Origin of the sequence: Leptolyngbya sp. CCNP1308, assembly GCF_034932455.1 — a bacterium.
Taxonomy (GTDB): Bacteria; Cyanobacteriota; Cyanobacteriia; order Phormidesmidales; family Phormidesmidaceae; genus Nodosilinea.
Genome location: NZ_JAYGIH010000105.1, coordinates 1 through 17,125, shown reverse-complemented (window position 1 = coordinate 17,125; position 17,125 = coordinate 1). Strand labels below are relative to the sequence as shown.

The 17,125-nt window shown below is 57.4% G+C and carries 15 protein-coding genes and 1 tRNA gene; 10 read left to right on the top strand and 6 right to left on the bottom strand.

All coding sequences use genetic code 11. The features are described from left to right. Positions 1–15: 15 nt before the first annotated feature. Both VB780_RS25735 and VB780_RS25730 read right to left on the bottom strand, forming a co-directional pair. Positions 16–852 carry a DUF2993 domain-containing protein gene (locus VB780_RS25735; RefSeq protein ID WP_323354045.1) on the bottom strand — a complete coding sequence of 279 codons (837 nt, stop codon included), beginning with the start codon at positions 850–852 and terminating at the stop codon, positions 16–18. 21 nt (positions 853–873) lie between these two features. Beyond that, positions 874–2,739 (bottom strand): proline--tRNA ligase, encoded by a 1,866-nt coding sequence (locus tag VB780_RS25730; RefSeq protein WP_323354044.1) that lies wholly within the window; start codon positions 2,737–2,739, stop codon positions 874–876. A gap of 334 nt (positions 2,740–3,073) precedes the next feature. Here VB780_RS25730 and VB780_RS25725 point away from each other — a divergent pair, with 334 nt between their 5' ends. Together VB780_RS25725 and VB780_RS25720 are read left to right on the top strand one after the other, a co-directional pair. After that, positions 3,074–4,399: a PhoH family protein gene (locus VB780_RS25725; protein WP_323354043.1), complete on the top strand. Its 1,326-nt coding sequence runs from the start codon at positions 3,074–3,076 to the stop codon at positions 4,397–4,399. A 372-nt stretch (positions 4,400–4,771) separates the two neighbouring features. Continuing rightward, the gene (locus VB780_RS25720) at positions 4,772–5,290 is read left to right on the top strand and encodes a host attachment protein (protein WP_323354042.1); all 519 of its coding nucleotides are present in this window, start codon (positions 4,772–4,774) and stop codon (positions 5,288–5,290) included. An 11-nt stretch (positions 5,291–5,301) separates the two neighbouring features. Here the strand turns inward: VB780_RS25720 and VB780_RS25715 are convergent, their stop codons facing one another. Further along, positions 5,302–6,570: an EAL domain-containing protein gene (locus tag VB780_RS25715; RefSeq protein WP_323354041.1), complete on the bottom strand. Its 1,269-nt coding sequence runs from the start codon at positions 6,568–6,570 to the stop codon at positions 5,302–5,304. Positions 6,571–6,906: 336 nt separating this feature from the next. Here VB780_RS25715 and mdh point away from each other — a divergent pair, with 336 nt between their 5' ends. The 3 genes from mdh (at position 6,907) to VB780_RS25700 (ending at position 10,727) form a co-directional block, all read left to right on the top strand. Further along, positions 6,907–7,878, top strand: coding sequence for a malate dehydrogenase (mdh, locus tag VB780_RS25710; RefSeq protein WP_323354040.1), 972 nt, complete (start codon positions 6,907–6,909; stop codon positions 7,876–7,878). A gap of 348 nt (positions 7,879–8,226) precedes the next feature. Further along, positions 8,227–9,579 carry a cytosine deaminase gene (locus tag VB780_RS25705; protein ID WP_323354039.1) on the top strand — a complete coding sequence of 451 codons (1,353 nt, stop codon included), beginning with the start codon at positions 8,227–8,229 and terminating at the stop codon, positions 9,577–9,579. Between the two features lie 164 nt (positions 9,580–9,743). After that, the gene (locus tag VB780_RS25700; RefSeq protein WP_323354038.1) at positions 9,744–10,727 is read left to right on the top strand and encodes a J domain-containing protein; all 984 of its coding nucleotides are present in this window, start codon (positions 9,744–9,746) and stop codon (positions 10,725–10,727) included. Positions 10,728–10,943: 216 nt separating this feature from the next. Here the strand turns inward: VB780_RS25700 and VB780_RS25695 are convergent, their stop codons facing one another. Beyond that, positions 10,944–11,474, bottom strand: coding sequence for a hypothetical protein (locus VB780_RS25695; RefSeq protein WP_323354037.1), 531 nt, complete (start codon positions 11,472–11,474; stop codon positions 10,944–10,946). 354 nt (positions 11,475–11,828) lie between these two features. Here VB780_RS25695 and VB780_RS25690 point away from each other — a divergent pair, with 354 nt between their 5' ends. Then, entirely contained in the window at positions 11,829–12,425 is a 597-nt protein-coding gene (locus VB780_RS25690; RefSeq protein WP_323354036.1) for an HAD family phosphatase, read from the top strand. A 15-nt stretch (positions 12,426–12,440) separates the two neighbouring features. Here the strand turns inward: VB780_RS25690 and sodX are convergent, their stop codons facing one another. Both sodX and sodN read right to left on the bottom strand, forming a co-directional pair. Next, on the bottom strand, positions 12,441–12,815 hold the full coding sequence (gene sodX, locus VB780_RS25685; RefSeq protein ID WP_323354035.1) for a nickel-type superoxide dismutase maturation protease: 375 nt from the start codon (positions 12,813–12,815) through the stop codon (positions 12,441–12,443). 95 nt (positions 12,816–12,910) lie between these two features. Next, on the bottom strand, positions 12,911–13,384 hold the full coding sequence (sodN, locus tag VB780_RS25680) for a superoxide dismutase, Ni (RefSeq protein ID WP_323354034.1): 474 nt from the start codon (positions 13,382–13,384) through the stop codon (positions 12,911–12,913). Positions 13,385–13,653: 269 nt separating this feature from the next. Here sodN and VB780_RS25675 point away from each other — a divergent pair, with 269 nt between their 5' ends. The 4 genes from VB780_RS25675 to VB780_RS25660 all read left to right on the top strand — a co-directional run bounded on the left by VB780_RS25675 (position 13,654) and on the right by VB780_RS25660 (position 17,027). Next, a complete protein-coding gene (locus VB780_RS25675; RefSeq protein WP_323354033.1) occupies positions 13,654–14,712 on the top strand; it encodes a DNA/RNA non-specific endonuclease in 1,059 nt (352 codons plus the stop codon). 596 nt (positions 14,713–15,308) lie between these two features. Next, positions 15,309–15,830: an NYN domain-containing protein gene (locus VB780_RS25670; protein WP_323354032.1), complete on the top strand. Its 522-nt coding sequence runs from the start codon at positions 15,309–15,311 to the stop codon at positions 15,828–15,830. 94 nt (positions 15,831–15,924) lie between these two features. Beyond that, positions 15,925–15,996 (top strand) — tRNA-Thr (locus tag VB780_RS25665). Positions 15,997–16,175: 179 nt separating this feature from the next. Further along, positions 16,176–17,027, top strand: coding sequence for an Arm DNA-binding domain-containing protein (locus VB780_RS25660; RefSeq protein WP_323354031.1), 852 nt, complete (start codon positions 16,176–16,178; stop codon positions 17,025–17,027). Positions 17,028–17,125: the final 98 nt, after the last annotated feature.

Genomic DNA, 17,125 nt, shown 5'->3' with positions numbered 1-17,125 from the left:
GTAGTTCAACCGGCCCTAGGGCGCGGGGGGGACAGCTTCTTGAGCTGGCTGCCGAGTCAAGAGCGGGGAGGTTGGCTCTATTCTGGCAAAGATGGCAATATCCAGCTCATTGTCTCGGACTTTAAAGTTAATGACGCGGGCCACTACCCCCAACGCCTCTAGCCGCCGCAGGGTAAGCCGCTCTTGGGCACCCTGCACAAAGGATTCGAGCAGCTGGGGCGGGGTGTCTTCACCATCGACGGTAATGCTGGGTTCAATTAGGGCAAAGCGATGGCCGTTGAGGATGGCCAGTCCTAGCTCGACTACGATCGCAATATTCTCCTGAGTCACCCGGTCTTGCAGGTCGACCACAATGCGAAAGCGATCGCCCTCTAGAAACTCCAGCGATGGATTGGCGAGGCCGTAGCGGTTTTGCTCGCGTTCGCCCGCGGCTCCCGGCAGGCTAAATTGCAGGGTGTCGAGCCAGCCCTGCACCAGGGGTGACTGAAAGAACGCATTTAAATCGTCATCGTTGAGGCGCAGGCGCAGGGCTGCCTGGGCAGGTTCATCCAGCACTAGCTGGCCCTGCTGTAGACGACCTAGATCGACATCCACCGCGTCAGTCTCTACATCAATCGAGTCAATCCGCAAGCCGGGCAGTTGCCGGGTCTCTACCCCCCGAGCGGCAATGCGAGTGTGCTCAATGCGGCCGCTGGCCAGCTGATAGTTGGGCACGTTGTCGATGCGCACCTGCAGCGCCTCGGCCCCGGCGAGCTGGTTGCGCAGGGCGGCCTCGGCCAGGGTATCGACCACCACACCCCCGCTACCCAGTACCCCGAGCAGGGTTGAAAAAATAATGGTGATCAGTTCCATAGTCTGTTCTGGGGGTAGGTGCTAGCGGCTGGCCAGCAGTTCGTCGACAATCCAGCCTTTGACCAGGGCGACTACCTCGGCCAGGGCCACTTCCTGCACAATGCCTGTGGCCCGATCGACCACCTCGACCTTGCCATCCCTTAGGGCTCGCCCGGTGACAATGCGGTAGGGAATACCAATTAGATCGGCGTCTTTAAACTTGACCCCGGCCCGCTCATCGCGATCGTCGAGCAGGGCCTCGACCCCCACCGCTAGCAGCTCTTTGTAGATCGCCTTGGCGGCTTCAACCTGTAGATCGTCGCCCATGTTGGGAATCACCACGATCGCCTGGTAGGGCGCGATCGCCACCGGCCAAACAATGCCGTTTTTGTCGTAGGACTGCTCCACCGCCGCCTGGGCCAGGCGCGAGACGCCCACCCCATAGCAGCCCATGACCAGGGGCAGCTCAGCCCCGGTTTCGTCGGTGAAGGTGGCCCCCAGCGCTTGAGAATATTTAGTGCCGAGCTGAAAAATGTGGCCGATCTCAATGCCCCGCGCGGTTTGCAGGGTTTGGCTGGGGTCGTGGAGGGCGCGATCGCCCACTGCTGCCTTGCGCACATCCACCACAATTTTGGGCAGGGTGAAGTCTTTGCCCCAGTTGCCGCCTACGGTGTGGCAACCCGCCTCGTTGGAGCCGGTGACAAAGTTCTTGAGGTCGCTGGCGGTGCGATCGGCCAGGCGCAGAAACTTGGCCTCTACCTCTTTGCCACCCTGGATGTAGTCATCGCCCAGGTCGGGAGCCATATAGCCCAGGGGCAGGGGCTTGGCGGCCCACTTTTGCTGGGCTGCTTCGTCAGGTACGGCCAGGGCGATCACGGCGGTGCCCCCATAGTTGACGGCTAGCTTGGTGAGCTCATTGGTGAGCTTGACCTCGTTGACATCCTGGTCGCCGCGAATGCTGACCACCACCAGCACCGTTTTGCCATTGTCGAACTCAGCTTGGTAGAGCACGTTCTTAACGATCTGGGTGGGCGAACACTTGAGAAACTTAGCCAGCGACTCGATTGTGGGGGTATTAGGAGTCTCCAGCTTCTCAAACTTGCTGAAGGTTGAGGGCACCGCATCCATCGGGCGAGACACGGCCTTTTCAACGTTGGCAGCGTACTTGCCGTCTTCGGTGTAGAGCACCTCGTCTTCGCCCGCATCGGCCAGCACCATAAACTCGGTCGAGCCCGACCCACCGATCGCCCCCGAATCCGCATCCACCGCCCGAAACTCCAGGCCGCAGCGGCGCAGAATGGTGCTGTAGGCGGTGTACATCTCCTGGTAGGTCTCCCTCAGGCTGGCCTCGCTGGTGTGAAAGGAGTAGCCATCCTTCATGATGAACTCGCGCCCGCGCATCAGGCCAAAGCGGGGCCGAATCTCATCGCGAAACTTGGTCTGAATTTGGTAAAGGTGCAGGGGCAGCTGCCGGTAGGAGCGAATCATGTCGCGGGCGACGGCGGTGATCACCTCCTCGTGGGTGGGGCCGAGGCTGACCTCCTGCTGGCGGCGATCGACGAGGGAAAACATAATGCCCTCCGCCTTGGTGTAGGTGTCCCAGCGGCCCGACTCGCGCCACAGCTCAGCGGGCTGAAGCTGGGGCAGCAGGCACTCCTGCGCCCCCGTGGCGTTCATCTCTTCGCGCACAATGTCTGAAATTTTGTTGAGCACCCGCCACAGCAGAGGCAGATAAGCGTAGACCCCGCTGGCAATGCGACGCATGTACCCCGCCCGCAGCAGCAGCTTGTGGCTAGGAATTTCGGCCTCTGCCGGCTCTTCCCGCAGGGTGACAAACAGCATTTGGGATAGACGCATGGGGGCTCCAGAGGTGACGGCGAGGCTCAGTAGAAACGACTCATAGGTCATAGTAAACGAGGACGGGCAGCCCTGAGCTAGACTTGGCGGCCCTAACGCTGGGTGTTGGCGATCGATTTCCTCCGGATGCCAATCGGGAATGGTAAAGAAATCCGCTACAGTGTCTAAACAGCCATTCTGGAATAGGCGCGGGGCGCTGAAATCTGGCCAATCTTCCACCATTGCCCCAGGTCACCCAGAATTGTTGTACCGCAAAAAAAGCGGCCTCTGCCTACCGTTCCTGAAAATAGCCCCATCGCGAGCCCAACGCTGTAAGAGCTAATATCTTCAAGCGTCTCTAAAAGCGTCCCTCGGTCGGGCCTACTGTCTCCACTCTTACTCCTCTATGAAAAAAGTTTTTGTCCTCGACACCAACGTATTGCTTCACGATCCGATGGCAATGTTTAGGTTTGAGGACAACGACGTGGTGTTGCCGATCACCATTATTGAAGAGCTAGACCGCTTCAAGAAAGGCACCGCCGACAATGGCCGCAACGCCCGCTACGTGTCGCGCACCCTTGATGAGCTGCGCCAGCAGGGCTCACTGGTGCAGGGCATTCCCTTAGAAAAGGGCGGCACCCTCAAGGTGGCTCTGTGCCACCGCGACACCCTACGCCAGCTGCCCGCCGAGCTGGAGGGCGACCAGGGGGACAATGCCATTCTGGCTGTAGCGCTGGAGTATAAGCACCACCACGACATGCCCGTGGTGCTGGTCAGCAAAGACACCAACCTGCGGATTAAAGCCGACGCCGTGGGGCTGGTGGCCGAAGACTACGAAACTGACAAAATTGACTACGACGATCTCTACACCGGCACCCTAGAGGTGATGACCTCCGCCGAGGCGATCAGCCAGCTGTTTGGCGACGGCCACCTCCAACTCGACATTCCCCTTTACCCCAACCAGTGTGTCACCCTGGTGGATGAAACTAACCCGACCCACACTGCCCTGGCTCTGGTGCAGGGCAGCAGCGGCAAGCTGGTGCCCCTGGGCAAGCTGCCCCACGCTGGGGTGTCGCGGGTGCAGCCCCGCAACCGCGAGCAGCGCTTTGCCTTTGAGCTGCTGCTGCAAGACTCAATTTCGATGGTGACGCTGGTGGGCAAGGCGGGCACGGGCAAGACCCTGCTGGCGATCGCCGCCGGGGTGCAAAAAGTGGCCGATGAGCGCCTCTACTCGCGCCTGCTGATCGCTCGCCCCATCGTGCCCCTAGGCCGCGACATTGGCTACCTGCCCGGAGACATGCGCGAAAAGCTCAACCCCTGGATGCAGCCCCTCTACGACAACTTTGACCTGATCTTTGGCACCCAGGACATGCGCGGTAAGCCCGAACACTGGCGGCGCGGCCACGAAGAAATGATCGACCAGGGGCTCTTGCAGATCGAGCCGCTGACCTACATTCGGGGGCGATCGATTCCCAAGCAGTTTTTGGTGGTAGACGAGGCCCAAAATCTCACCCCCCACGAGGTCAAAACCATTCTCACCCGCGCCGGGGAAGGCACCAAAATTATTCTGACCGGCGACCCCGAGCAGATCGACAACCCCTACGTCGATGCCTCAAGCAACGGCCTCACCTATGTGGTCGAGCGGTTTAAGCGGGAAGGTTTAGCTGGGCACATTAGCCTCTGCAAAGGGGAGCGGTCGAGCTTGGCCGAGCGGGCGGCAATGCTGCTGTAGAGCTGGCAAATTTGTGGTGCCCAAGTCCTGCCTGTGTACCCACGATTTGTAGGGGCATTGCACTGCAATGCGCCCTACCAGGTATCGGTATGAATCGGGGTTTTGTGAGGCGGATTTAGTGTTAGCCCTGCGATCGCAATCTAATCGAGATCTATCGGTGAGCGGTGGATGATCTTTATGAGTAGCCTTCATATTCATTCATTAAACCCTACTTAAATCATCGTCAAATGGCATCTACGACAACAGAAGTGCCCCATAATTGTTCGCGTTTCCTAACCTTTTTTGGGAATAAATTAATCTTTAGCGCTTCGCCCCATGGATCCTTTTTAACTTGTTAGGATCACCACCAAATCTAGCAACGGGAGATTCTTTATGACTCGCTTCCTGGTGGCCGTCGTAGATGGTGCTAAAGCTAAGTTTTTGACCCTAGAGCCCGTGGCCGTGCCCGAGGTAGAATCTGGCCCCGATTTAATCGAACGCTGCCAACTGCTAAATCCAGCAGCAGAAACGCCCGGTCAAGACCCAGGGGCCAATGCAAAGGCCAGCCGCAACCGGGGCAGCGGCAGCCGGGGCCACAGCTACGACGATCGCCGGGGTAACTATCTAGTCGAGTTTGAGCGCCGTTTTGCCCAGGCTATTGGAACGCAAATGGAAACCTTGATCAGCGCCTACGATCTCAATACTCTGGTGCTGGTGGCCGAGCCGCAGATTTTAGGCACATTGCGCGACTGTTTAGCCGGAATAAGCGGTCGATTGCCGGTGCAAGAACTAGCCAAAGATCTGTGCAAAATGAAGCCCCGACAGCTGCAAGATTACCTGGCCCAGAGGGGCGTGCTGCCGACTCGCCAGGTGGCGTGGGCAACCGTGCGATCGCGCTATAGCAACAGCTAGCGCCTTCTAGTTCAGCCTAGCAACGCCATGGCCTCAACCAGCGGCAGCGGATGGCTGAACAGAAAGCCCTGACCAATGTCGCAGCCCATCGATTTTAGGGTCTCCATCTGGGCGGGGGTTTCAATCCCCTCGGCCACGGTGGGTAGTCCCAGCTTGCGGGCGATATCGATAATTGAGCCGACCAGAATTTTGGCGCGATCGCTGCTGCAAAGTTTTTGAATAAATGACTGGTCAATCTTTAAACAGTCAATCTCACAGCGCTCTAGGTAGTTCAGGCTAGAGTAGCCCGTGCCAAAGTCGTCGAGGGATACCTCAAAACCGGCGGCGCGGCACTTGCCGATGGAGTCAATCGCCTCAACCTCATTTAGAAATATGCGTTCCGTGACCTCTAGCTTAATTTGCCGAGCGTCAACACCGTGGCGCTGGGTGCAGGCAATCAGCCGCTCAAAAAAGTCGGGCTGCTGAAACTGGCGCACCGAAATATTGATGCTAATAAAAAAGTTGGCGCTGCTCTGGCCACGGCTCTCTAAATGGGTTTGAAAGCGGCGCAAATCGGCACAGGAATGCTCTAAAATCCAGTCGCCCATGGGTAGAATTAGCGACGTTTCTTCCGCTAGGGTGATAAAGCGCTGGGGGGTGACGGCACCGCGCTGGGGGCACTGCCACCGCAGCAGCGATTCAAAGCCCACAATGGTGCCGGAGGCGAGGTTGAGAAGGGGTTGATACACCAGCGACAAATCATTGTTGCGGACGGCATTTTGCAGATCAGACTCCAGCCTAATATCGTCTAAAATTTGCTGGTATTGCTGACTTCTGGCGTAGGCCTTTTCGGTAACAGCGGGGCTGGGTACGCTAATTTGAGGGGTGGCCAGGGTTTTGAGATAGGCATTGTAGGCCCGGTTGCGGTGTAGCGACATAGAAATAAACAGCCGCACCATAGGCGACGACGACTCGATGCGCTCGGCCACCTGAGCCATCGACACCACAAGGCAGCGACAGGGGCTCAATGCTTTGGCCGAAGCCGATCGGGGCGAGGCATCGATAATCCCCATCTCCCCAAAAATATCCCCCGCTCCCAGCACATTGAGCTGGAGGGAATCGTCCCCAGCGCCCACGAAAATTTCAACATAGCCCGACTCGATGATGTAGGCCTTATCAGCGGTGCTGCCTTCGGTAAAAATGGTTTCGCCAGCCGTAAACAGTCGAATGTTGCAGTCAGGGGCGATCGCAATGTCAGCCATCAGACCAGTACCGTCGCTGTCCTTGGGAGCGGATTCCATAGAAGCTGATGAACCGGGTGGTATAGAGCAAGACACAGCAGGAATATTCTTCATGGCAAGAACGATTTTTCAGGGGGTTGCTTTAGCATCCCCTATTTTTTAGAGGGTGTTCTTACTCCCATTGTGAAGTGTCAGTAAGCCTTTCTAAAAACTATAGCCAATCACAGAATCATCTGGTAGCTGTCACCCCCAGCCATGATCTAAATCACAACAATCGAAGGATAAATACCCTAGCATCCGCCAAAATATGAGCGGTGCTCTGGGTTCAATCGGGGGCATCCTCAAGCCAGAGGCACCACTAGGAGCCCAGCCCAGTCCTTTCGCTGCGTCAACGCCATGACTGCCCATTCTGCTTCCTCTGTTTGCGGCCCGGTGAACCAGGTTACTGTGGTGGGGGCGGGCAACGTTGGCAGCACCTTGGCCCAGCGCCTGCTGGAGCGCAATCTGGCCAACGTGGTGCTGGTGGATATTGTCGAAGGCCGACCCCAGGGCGTTGCCCTCGACCTGGCCCAGGCGGCGGGCTGCGAGGGCCATAACCGCACCATTGTGGGCACCAACGACTACCGCGACACCGCCAACTCAGACATTGTGGTGGTTACCGCTGGGCTACCCCGCCGCCCCGGTATGACCCGCGATGACCTCACCCAGGTGAACGGCAAGATTGTCGTCGATACCCTGCGCCAAGCCCTGGCCGTATCGCCCCAGGCCAGCGTGATAGTAGTGACTAACCCGCTGGATGTGATGACTTACCTGGCCTGGAAAGCCAGCGACCTGCCCCCCCAGCGGGTGATGGGCATGGCCGGAGTGCTCGACTCGGCCCGGTTTCAAACCTTTATTGCCTGGGAGTTGGGGGTGCCGCCGCGCGATGTCTCGGCCATGGTGCTAGGGGGCCACGGTGACTTGATGGTGCCCCTGCCCAGCTACACCACCGTCAACGGCATTCCGGTGGCTGAACTGCTACCCGCCGCTCGGCTACAAGCGCTGATCGATCGCACCCGCAACGGCGGCGCTGAAATTGTGCAATTGCTCAAGCAGGGCGGGGCCTACTACGCGCCCGCTTCCTCGGCCTGCGTCATGGTGGAGTCGATGCTGTTCAACCAGCGGCGCATTTTGCCCCTGGCGGCCCACCTCACGGGCCAGTACGGCCTGGATGGCCTGTATCTGGGAGTACCCTGCCGCCTGGGCCAGGGCGGTGTTGAAGAGATTCTAGAATTGTCGCTGACCCCGGCAGAGCAGGCTGCCTTGGAGCGATCGGCGACCTCGGTCAAAGAGCAGCTGCCGCAGGCCCTAGCCCTGTTAAATGCGTAATTTTTGGGACGACGAGTATTTTAGTCTAATCTGACGTCTCTAGCGCTGGCCGTCTCAAGCCAGCAGAATAACTAGCAGCAAAAAGCCAAAGACGGAAGCGCCAGACTGCAAGAAAATTTTAGAAGCGGTGTTGTTGATCATGGCTCTCACCTTACAGGTTAAGGATAGAAACACTGTGTAATCTAAGCATTCCCAAATCTAACCTTAGAATCTTTGGGATTCAGACTACCAGGCTCTACTCTCACGGTAGGTCTCTGGGCCTAGACCCGCCGTGATGGATGTGCCAAAACTTTGGTGAGTCTAAAGCCCAGCGGCGGTGACCTCGATCAGCTGTTTCGTCAACTACGTATGAATTCAACCGCCCTGCCCGAGTTTTTGCAGCGCTCTGCCGCTCACTACTGGCTACAAAACGCCCGCCTGCCCCTGACCTGCATAGATGGGTCGGTGCAGTGGAAAACGGCGATCGCCCCCCTATCCGCCCCCCCAATATCCGAAGAACTGGTCGCCGCTCACCTAGAAATCCAGGACGGGCGGATTGTCGCGATCATTCCAGCCAGTCAGCCCCTTGCCCCCGACCAGCCCGCCTGGGATGTGCGTCAGGGTATGGTGTGGCCCTGCTTTGCCGACTGTCACACCCATTTGGATAAAGGGCATACCTGGTTTCGCAACCCCAACCCCGATGGTACTTTTGACGCTGCTCTTAAAGCCGCCGAAGCCGACCACAGTAACTGGAGCGCTGAAGATCTCTACCCCCGCATGAGCTTTGGCCTGCGGTGCAGCTATGCCCACGGCACCCAGGCCGTCAGAACCCATCTGGATTGTCTGGATGGACAGGAGAAGGTGAGCTTTGCGGTCTTCGATCGGCTGCGGCAGGAGTGGGCGGGCAAGATCGCGCTCCAGGCGGTGTGCCTGGTGTCAATGGACTACTACGACCGCCCCGCAGCCGAAAGCCTGGCGGATACCGTTGCCCAGTACGACGGCATTTTAGGCGGGGTGATCTATCCCCAGCCCGGTCTAGATGCCCAAATCGATCGCGCCTTTGAGCTGGCCGAGGCGCGGGGGCTTGACCTCGATTTTCATGTCGATGAGAGCCTGAACCCCCAGGCGGAAGGGCTGCGGGTGGTGGCCGAAACCAAGCTGCGGCGAGGCTTTCAGGGTAAGGTCAACTGCGGCCACTGCTGTAGTCTGTCGATACAGGGGGGCGATCGCGCCCAAGATACCCTGGCTCTGCTCCGGCAAGCCGGCATCAGCGTCGTCAGCCTGCCGATGTGCAACCTCTACCTGCAAGATCGCCAGCCGGGCCGCATGCCCCGCTATCGCGGCGTCACCCTGCTGCCCGAGCTACGCCAGTTTGAGGTGGCGGTGGCCCTGGCCAGCGACAACTGCCGCGACGCCTTCTTTGCCTACGGCGACCACGACATGGTGGAAGTCTTTACCCAGTCGGTGCGCATTGGCCACCTCGATCGCCCCATTGGCGACTGGCCCCAGGCGGTGACCCGCACCCCGGCCCAGACCATGGGGCTTGATGCCGGGCTGCTGGGGGTGGGTCGTCCCGCCGACCTGGTAGTGTTCAAAGCCCGCAGCTTTAGCGAACTGCTGTCGCGGCACCAGGGCGATCGCATCGTGCTTCGCGATGGCCACCCCATCGACACCACCCTACCCGACTACGCCGAGCTCGATGCCCTGGTTGGGATCGCCTAGCCAGCCCCGCCCCAACCAGGAAAACCGAACTTCCCTCAGGCGTAGGGTTTGCTACGCTAAACCCAGAGGTAGAAACAGGTCTGGGGAAGTAGCGGTAGTGCCCCTCGGGCCAGAGTTAACTACAATAGTCGCCAGCTTGAGCGCGGGTTTTTAGGAGGACAGGAATGGCTGCTACGGGCTTTAAAGACTACTACGCGGTGCTGGGGGTCAATCGCACGGCAAGTGCCGACGAGATTAAGCAGTCTTTTCGCAAGCTGGCCCGCAAGTACCACCCCGATGTCAACCCCGACGACAAGACCGCCGAGGCCAAATTTAAAGAGGTGAGCGAAGCCTACGAGGTGCTCTCCGACGCCGACAAGCGCAAAAAGTATGACCAGTACGGTCAATACTGGCAGCAGGCCAGCCGAGCTGGGGGCGGTACCCCCTACGGCAGCCCCGGCGACATGGGCGGCTTTGACTTTAGCAACTACGGCAGCTTTGACGAGTTCATTAACGAGCTGCTGGGTCGGTTTGCCACCCCCGGTGGCGGCAGCGCCCGCTCTTACCCCTACGGATCTCCTGGGGCTGGGCCGGGTGGCCCTGGCTTTGGCTACGAGACTGCCCCCACCCAGTCCTTTGATCAAGAGGCCAGCATTCGCCTCACCTTTGGCGAAGCTTTTAACGGGGCGCAGAAACGGCTGCGCATTGGCAACGACAGCGTCGATGTGCGAATTCCATCGGGGGTTAAGCAGGGCAGCAAAATTCGCCTCAAGGGCAAGGGGCCGATCAACCCCTACAGCAAACAGCCCGCCGACATTTACCTGGTAGTGCAGCTAGAGGGCCACCGCTTCTACACCCTAGAGGGCGACAGCCTCACCGCCGAGGTGCCCATTGCCCCCGACGAGGCCGTGCTGGGGGGCAAAATTGATGTGCCCACCCCCGACGGCAGCGTGACGATGAATTTGCCTGCGGGGGTGCGATCGGGCCAAACCCTGCGGCTGCGGGGCAAGGGCTGGCCCCGACCCAAGGGCGATCGCGGCGACCTGCTGATCAAAGTAGTGATCACGCCTCCCACCAGCCTCAGCGACAGCGAGCGCCAGCTCTACGAACAGATTCGCGACGGCCGCACCACCAACCCTCGCCAAAGCCTGGCCAACACGCGGCTGTAGAACTGCGACGGTAAAACGGGGTTGCGATCGCAATATAGCTATAGCCAGTCTGGTTAAGACAGAATCCTCAGAAACGTTTGAACGTTCAAACGTTTCTGAGGATTCTGATTGTCCCAACCCAGGTGACTATGGCTATATCTCAATATCGCAATAAAAAAAACCCCAGGATTCCTCTCTTTTCAAAGAACCCTGGGGGCTAGCTTAGCCGAGACAAGATTACAGGTCTTCAGCCCGACCGAGATCGCCGTAGAGCAAGCTCAGCAGCGCGCCACAGCCCAGCAGCTTGACGGCCTCTAGGCCAAAATACAGCCCGTGCATCTGGTTCATGGCACCGGGCACCTCAACGGTGGCGGCAAAGGGGTCTAGGGTTGCGCCCAAAGCGCCCATGGCCGGGGCTACTGCGTAGGTGAGCACCAGAGTAAGCGCCAACAGCCCTAGCCCTAGCTCCACCGCCCAGCGGCTGCGCAGGCCGCTGGCCACCACGGGGCGCTGGGGGCGAGACTGCCGAGCCGCCAGCAGCCCCGTCAAAATAACGCCAGCGCAGAGCAGCTCTAGGCGGTTAAACACCCAAAACATGGCGTAGCCCGCCGAGCCAAAGTCGGGCTGGCTCATCATGCCGCCGACAAACAGCCCCGGCATAATCACAAAGTCCATCAGCAGGCTGCTGCTGAACCAAAACATCAGCGCAAACAAAACCGCCCCGACCCAGGGGGTGGTTCTAGCGGTGGGGTGAGACAGCGAATTCATGAATATATGCCCTGTGAACGATCATGGCTAAAGCGTCAGTTTCAGACCGCTTGGTTGAATCTGAGCCCCTTATGTATCAATAATTTCAGCCTAGCTAACTTGGCTGGCTGTCGATGTGAATTATTCTTTCAGTGCCGTTAGGTTTACGCTGCTGTAACGTTGAGACACAAAGGCCCAAGGTATTGCAGGATAAGGATTCCAGAGGTTTTGGATGCTTCCCGAACAGAGCCTGGCGAGAAGAAACGTAATCTCCCGTCATAGATGGTTACCGGCAAAAGCTGGCGCGGCAGCACCGACACCGGGGTTACGGCCCGCTAAGGTGAGGGCTGAGGATATTGCCGAGAGATCACAACAATGACCATTACGCACATTGTGTTGGACATGGGCGGGGTGTTGATTGAGCTGCGATGGCTCGATCGGGTCAAAACCCTACTCGGCCGCCCTGTCGCCATCGATGAAGTGCATAAAATTTGGGTGAGCGCCCCCAGCACCGTCGCGTTTGAGAGCGGCCACATCGATTTTGCTGCTTTTGCCGCCGCATTTATCCAAGACTTTGATCTGGCGATCGCGCCCGAGGTCGTGCAGCACGAATTTCTTGAAATTGTCCAGGCACCGCTGCCCCAGTGCAACGAGATGCTCAGCACCCTCAAGCCTCGCTACCACCTCTCGCTGTTGTCGAACACTAACCCCGCCCACTACGAGCGCCTGCGCGATCGCTACAGCTTTTTTGACTACTTCGACCAGCTATTTCTCTCCTACAAAATTGGCCTGATTAAGCCCAGTGCCGCTATTTTTGAGCATTTGCTCACCGTTCTCAACACCCCTGCGGACACTGTCGCCTTCTTCGACGACAGTGTCCGCAATGTCGAAGCCGCCCGCGCCCTCGGCATCCACGCCTATCGTGTTGACTCTCCCACCGACATCATGGCCGTAGTAGATAGATTTTCCTAATCCCCCGCTCTTGCGCTATGGAAACCGACAGACCACCCGCCCCACAATTTCTCTCCAGGGCACCAGGCCAAACTCGCGGCTGTCGGTGCTTGCCGCAGCATTGAGCCCCTTTAGAAAGCAGCCGTCATCATCTACGTACACCACCCACTTAATCAGCCTCAGCCCCGGCTGGCGAGGATGGTAGGCTATGACCAAGTCTCCCGGCTGCGGGCGTTGCTGACGATAGGCGTTGGAATCGATCAACACCTCGGTGTCCGGCACCAGCAAGGGCAACATCGATGCGCCCACAATGCGAAACCGCCGCCGCTGGCGCAACAGCCAGAGCACCACATCGGTGATCTGACTATGGCGCAACTGCGACGGCGGGGCCGTTTCAATGGGACTGTTCACCTTTAGCGAACCAAGTCAGGGAGATGGGGAGGTTGGGGTAGAGGAGAAGACTCTAGCAAGGTCTGCTTCACCCGCGCCACTCGCCCAATATCCCTCTAGCTCGCGGTGTACCAAGACACATCGCGGTTCTTGGTAGCCCAGAACATATTGTGGACTTTCTGCACTGCTTCCATCAGTTCGGTGGCGTGCTGCACGCTGACTTCGACTTTGCAGGCAGAGCAGAGTTTGGCCGCTTTCCAGAAGGTGTCGTGCAGGTCAGGGAACTGATCGAGGTGCACGGGCTTGAAGTAGTCGGTCCACAGAACCAGCAGTTCATCTTTGGCGATCTGGGCCTGTTCTTCTTTGATGGCGGTAAAGCGAGCAAAGGTGTTGTGGTAGGCCACAGAAGCTGCCTTATCGCCACCGGCGGGCATCTCGAGATCCACCAGCTTTTTGGTCATTGACAGCACTGCCTCAGCGGCTATGCGAGCCGAGGAGGGGTCGTAAACGCCGCAGGGGCCGTCACAGTGGGCGTGCACCGCTTCGGCGGGGAACCATGCCTGTAGCTTGGCGATTGCTTGGTTGAGCATAATCATCCTGGTAGTGAATGGAAATACGGGCAAAAAACGGAAATTTTCTTGCGCCTGGCCCTAGCAGAACCCCTCACTCCGGCAGGTTAACATCCCTATGCCGGGCAGGGGGATAAGCCAGGCCACGTCTCACATTGTTAACGCTATTGAGCCCTTCTGCAACCTTCCTTCCTCTGCCTGGGGATAGATTCGCCCCGAAAGATGGCCTCGACCGTTGCGCCCTGGGGCAATCTAAGTACATTTGTATGAGTACCCCAAGGGAGATGACCATGTCATCTAGTCGTCGATTGGCTAGGGCTTTTGCCCAGACTTATTCTTGGCGTCGCGCCCTGGGGCTGGTTGCCCTGGGCATGGGGCTGACGGGCTGCGGCGACCTGCTGCTGCTGGTAAATAACTGGGTGACCCCTGTCGATGTGTCAACCCTGCCGCCCTGTGTGGATGACGACTGCAACTGCGGCGACTTTGCTAGCCAAGCCCAGGCCCAATTGGTACTCGATGCCTTTGCGGGCGACCCCTACGGCCTCGATGGCGACGGCAACGACAGGGCCTGCGAACGGCTGCCCGCCGAGTTGCCCACCTCTGACCCGCCCGCGCCGCCCTCCAGCAATCCTCACCTGGTGCTGGGTAACCCCAGTCAGGCGGGGACGGCGAACCCCAACAACTACTTGATTCAGCGCGATCAGTACGTGCTGAGCTACAGCCGCGATCGCAACGGGCTCAACTGGGCCAGTTGGGAGGTCGATGCCGCCTGGCTAGGCAATACCGACCGTCAAGACAACTTTCGCCCCGACGGAGCACTGCCCGCTGGGTTTTACCAGGTCACTCCCAACGACTACCGGGGCAGCGGCTACGATCGCGGCCATGTGGTGCCCTCGGGCGATCGCACCGGCAGCGTGGGCGATAACGCCGCCACCTTTTTAATGACCAACATCATTCCCCAGGCTCCAGAAAACAACCGTGGCCCCTGGCGAGAACTGGAAGAGTACGGGCGATCGCTGGTCTATCAGTACGACTACAGCTTGCATGTCTTTGCTGGAGCCTACGGCAGCCAGGACAGCGTGGGCAACCGAGCCATTGCCGTACCCTCCCGGCTGTGGAAAATTATTGTGGTGTACGATCGCCTCCCCAACGGCGACCTGGGTATTGGCAGCGATACCCAACTGATCGCCGTCGATCTGCCCAACACCAACCAGGTCAGCCCCGACTGGCGACGCTACCAAACCTCAGTCCAGCGCGTTGAAATAGCCACTGGCCACCGCTTTTTTGAGACCCTACCCCCTGAGCTTCAGACGCTTCTCAAAGCCCGCACCAGCACCGCGCCCCTGTAATTGGGTGCTCCAGCACTCCAGAATGGGGGGTTAGCGCTTATACTATTAGAAAGATAAAGTTAAGTTTTAGGTCTAATTCCTATGGTATTGAAGCTAACTCTTAAGGCTAGGCCACAGTGATTCTATGGGTGTAGCCAATTCAGCAGCGTAGGTATTTTTAGGTGAAACAGTTGCCTTGACAGATAGTTTCTAGCGCTATTTCTAACCTTACCCCACTGATTTCGCAACGTATATTTACTCAGAGTGCAAGCAATAGAGCCACCCAGTCCTGCGACGAACTGCAAAGCCACTTAGCCTTAACGCAGGCAAGTAGGTAGGGATCAGCTGTAGGGTTGATAGAGAATTTAGCGGCGTGGATAAGCTATTGCCCACCCACCATGCTCTTCACCCTTAGACCTGACCAAACTCTAGATTTTTTTGATGGAAACGGCTACACTCTTACCCTTAGTTCTCTGGATAAACGGTTTAGCTAGGTCTAGTCTTATTAAGTAAATCCACACCATTGATGGAGTGATTAGTCTACTTAATTAACTAGAATTGGCATCTACACTGCTTATAAAATAGATGATTCGTTAAGTTGATTACTATTAATATTCATGGCAAATAGATACGGCTTGAAGCGTTTGTCGATCTTCGTAGACGGCAATAATATGTTCTATGCCCAGCAAAAAAATGGCTGGTTTTTTGACCCGAAACGGGTGCTCGAGTATTTTCTTAGCCTCGACGGTGGGGCCACCCTGGTAAATGCCTTTTGGTACACCGGATTGAAAGATCCTCAGGATCAGCGAGGTTTTCGAGATGCGCTCATTAGTCTAGGCTATACCGTTCGCACCAAAATCCTCAAGGAGTACTACGACGATACCTCGGGGCGATACTCCCAAAAAGCAAACCTCGATATCGAAATCGCCATTGACATGTTCAATACCGTTGAACAGTACGATGAGGTGGTTCTATTTAGCGGCGACGGTGACTTTGAGCGAGCCATTGAACTGCTCCGTTCTAAAAACACCCACATCACCGTTGTCTCTACTGAAGGGATGATCGCTCGCGAACTGCGCAACGCTACCGATCGATACATTGACCTCAATAGCGTACGCAAATACATTGAGAAAGATTGAGTAGAAGCGCGCCCTAGGTAGGGCTAATCCTTGGTGAAGGGTTGGTGGTGCGATCGCCTCACGCTGTTATACTAATTCACTGTGAACATCCATTGCCGATGTGGCTCAGTGGTAGAGCACTCGATTCGTAATCGAGCGGTCGCGGGTTCAAATCCCGCCATCGGCTTCCAGTAAAAACAGGCGTTTCGCCTATTTGACAAGGGTTTTGAGGCTCTCGGTTCTACCAGGGCTAGAATTGCATTGGGCATTTTTAGGGGTAATTAGGCAGGTTTAACACCCAGATTGAGATAAAGATTGAGATAAAGTACAATGCGCTCAATCCTCGATTCCCAGTGGGGAAGCGCCATGACTTCGACCACCACACGCAGGCATCGGAAAGCCAAGTCAGGCTCCGTCACAATCCGTAGCTCCAATAACCGGTTACAGCTGGTTTTCACCCATGGGGAGAAGCGCCATTTTGTATCGCTGGGCCTGTCCAACACGCCGCTCAATCGAAAGACGGCCCAGGACAAAGCCTTCGAGGTGCAGCGAGATATCGAGTACGGTGAGTTTGACCCGACCTATCAGAAGTACAAGATTCGTAGCCATGAGCCCACTTCTGGGTTGCTTGGTAAGGTAGCCAAGTCAGGGTCTAAACTGCTGACGCTCTGGGAGCGCTACGTGGAGTACCTGACGCCTAACGCCTCTCCTAAGACGATCAACGGCACCTACAACCCCGTCACCGCCCACATCGGTCGGTGTAAGACGGATGGGTTGGTAGACCCATTAAAGTTTCGTCAACAATTGCTTAAAGCCACCACCCAATCCCAGGCTCGGCGTACCCTGATGCAGTTGTCAGCGGCTTGTAACTGGGGAATCCAGCATAAGCTGGTGGCGAGTAACCCTTTCCAGGGTATGTATCTTGCTTTGGATCCAACCAAGCCACTGCCACCTGTGGCGTATTCGGTGGAGGAGCGCGATCGCATTATCGAAGCCTTTGAAGCCCACCAGGGCAAAGGTATGACGTTTCAGCACTACGCTCCCTTTGTGAAATTCCTGTTTTGGACAGGTTGCCGCCCCTGCGAAGCCATTGGCTTGCGCTGGGGCAGTGTGGCAGACGATTGCAGCAAAGTACATTTCCACGAAAGCATTGTGGAAGTGTCGGGCAAGAAGGAACGCCGCGAAGAAACTAAGGATCGTGGATTGAATAAGGTGTAATACTGCGGGTTGGGCTCCTAAGCTAGAGAGGTAGCGAGAGGAGCGGATAGATGATCACCCCCTACCCTGCCCCAATTGAAGCTCAAATGCAACGGTAC

Coding starts and splice junctions, on each gene's coding strand:
- VB780_RS25735 (WP_323354045.1), bottom strand. CDS start 852: ATGGAACTGATCACCATTATTTTTTCAACCCTGCTCGGGGTACTGGGT.
- VB780_RS25730 (WP_323354044.1), bottom strand. CDS start 2,739: ATGACCTATGAGTCGTTTCTACTGAGCCTCGCCGTCACCTCTGGAGCC.
- VB780_RS25725 (WP_323354043.1), top strand. CDS start 3,074: ATGAAAAAAGTTTTTGTCCTCGACACCAACGTATTGCTTCACGATCCG.
- VB780_RS25720 (WP_323354042.1), top strand. CDS start 4,772: ATGACTCGCTTCCTGGTGGCCGTCGTAGATGGTGCTAAAGCTAAGTTT.
- VB780_RS25715 (WP_323354041.1), bottom strand. CDS start 6,570: ATGGAATCCGCTCCCAAGGACAGCGACGGTACTGGTCTGATGGCTGAC.
- mdh (WP_323354040.1), top strand. CDS start 6,907: ATGACTGCCCATTCTGCTTCCTCTGTTTGCGGCCCGGTGAACCAGGTT.
- VB780_RS25705 (WP_323354039.1), top strand. CDS start 8,227: ATGAATTCAACCGCCCTGCCCGAGTTTTTGCAGCGCTCTGCCGCTCAC.
- VB780_RS25700 (WP_323354038.1), top strand. CDS start 9,744: ATGGCTGCTACGGGCTTTAAAGACTACTACGCGGTGCTGGGGGTCAAT.
- VB780_RS25695 (WP_323354037.1), bottom strand. CDS start 11,474: ATGAATTCGCTGTCTCACCCCACCGCTAGAACCACCCCCTGGGTCGGG.
- VB780_RS25690 (WP_323354036.1), top strand. CDS start 11,829: ATGACCATTACGCACATTGTGTTGGACATGGGCGGGGTGTTGATTGAG.
- sodN (WP_323354034.1), bottom strand. CDS start 13,384: ATGCTCAACCAAGCAATCGCCAAGCTACAGGCATGGTTCCCCGCCGAA.
- VB780_RS25675 (WP_323354033.1), top strand. CDS start 13,654: ATGTCATCTAGTCGTCGATTGGCTAGGGCTTTTGCCCAGACTTATTCT.
- VB780_RS25670 (WP_323354032.1), top strand. CDS start 15,309: ATGGCAAATAGATACGGCTTGAAGCGTTTGTCGATCTTCGTAGACGGC.
- VB780_RS25660 (WP_323354031.1), top strand. CDS start 16,176: ATGACTTCGACCACCACACGCAGGCATCGGAAAGCCAAGTCAGGCTCC.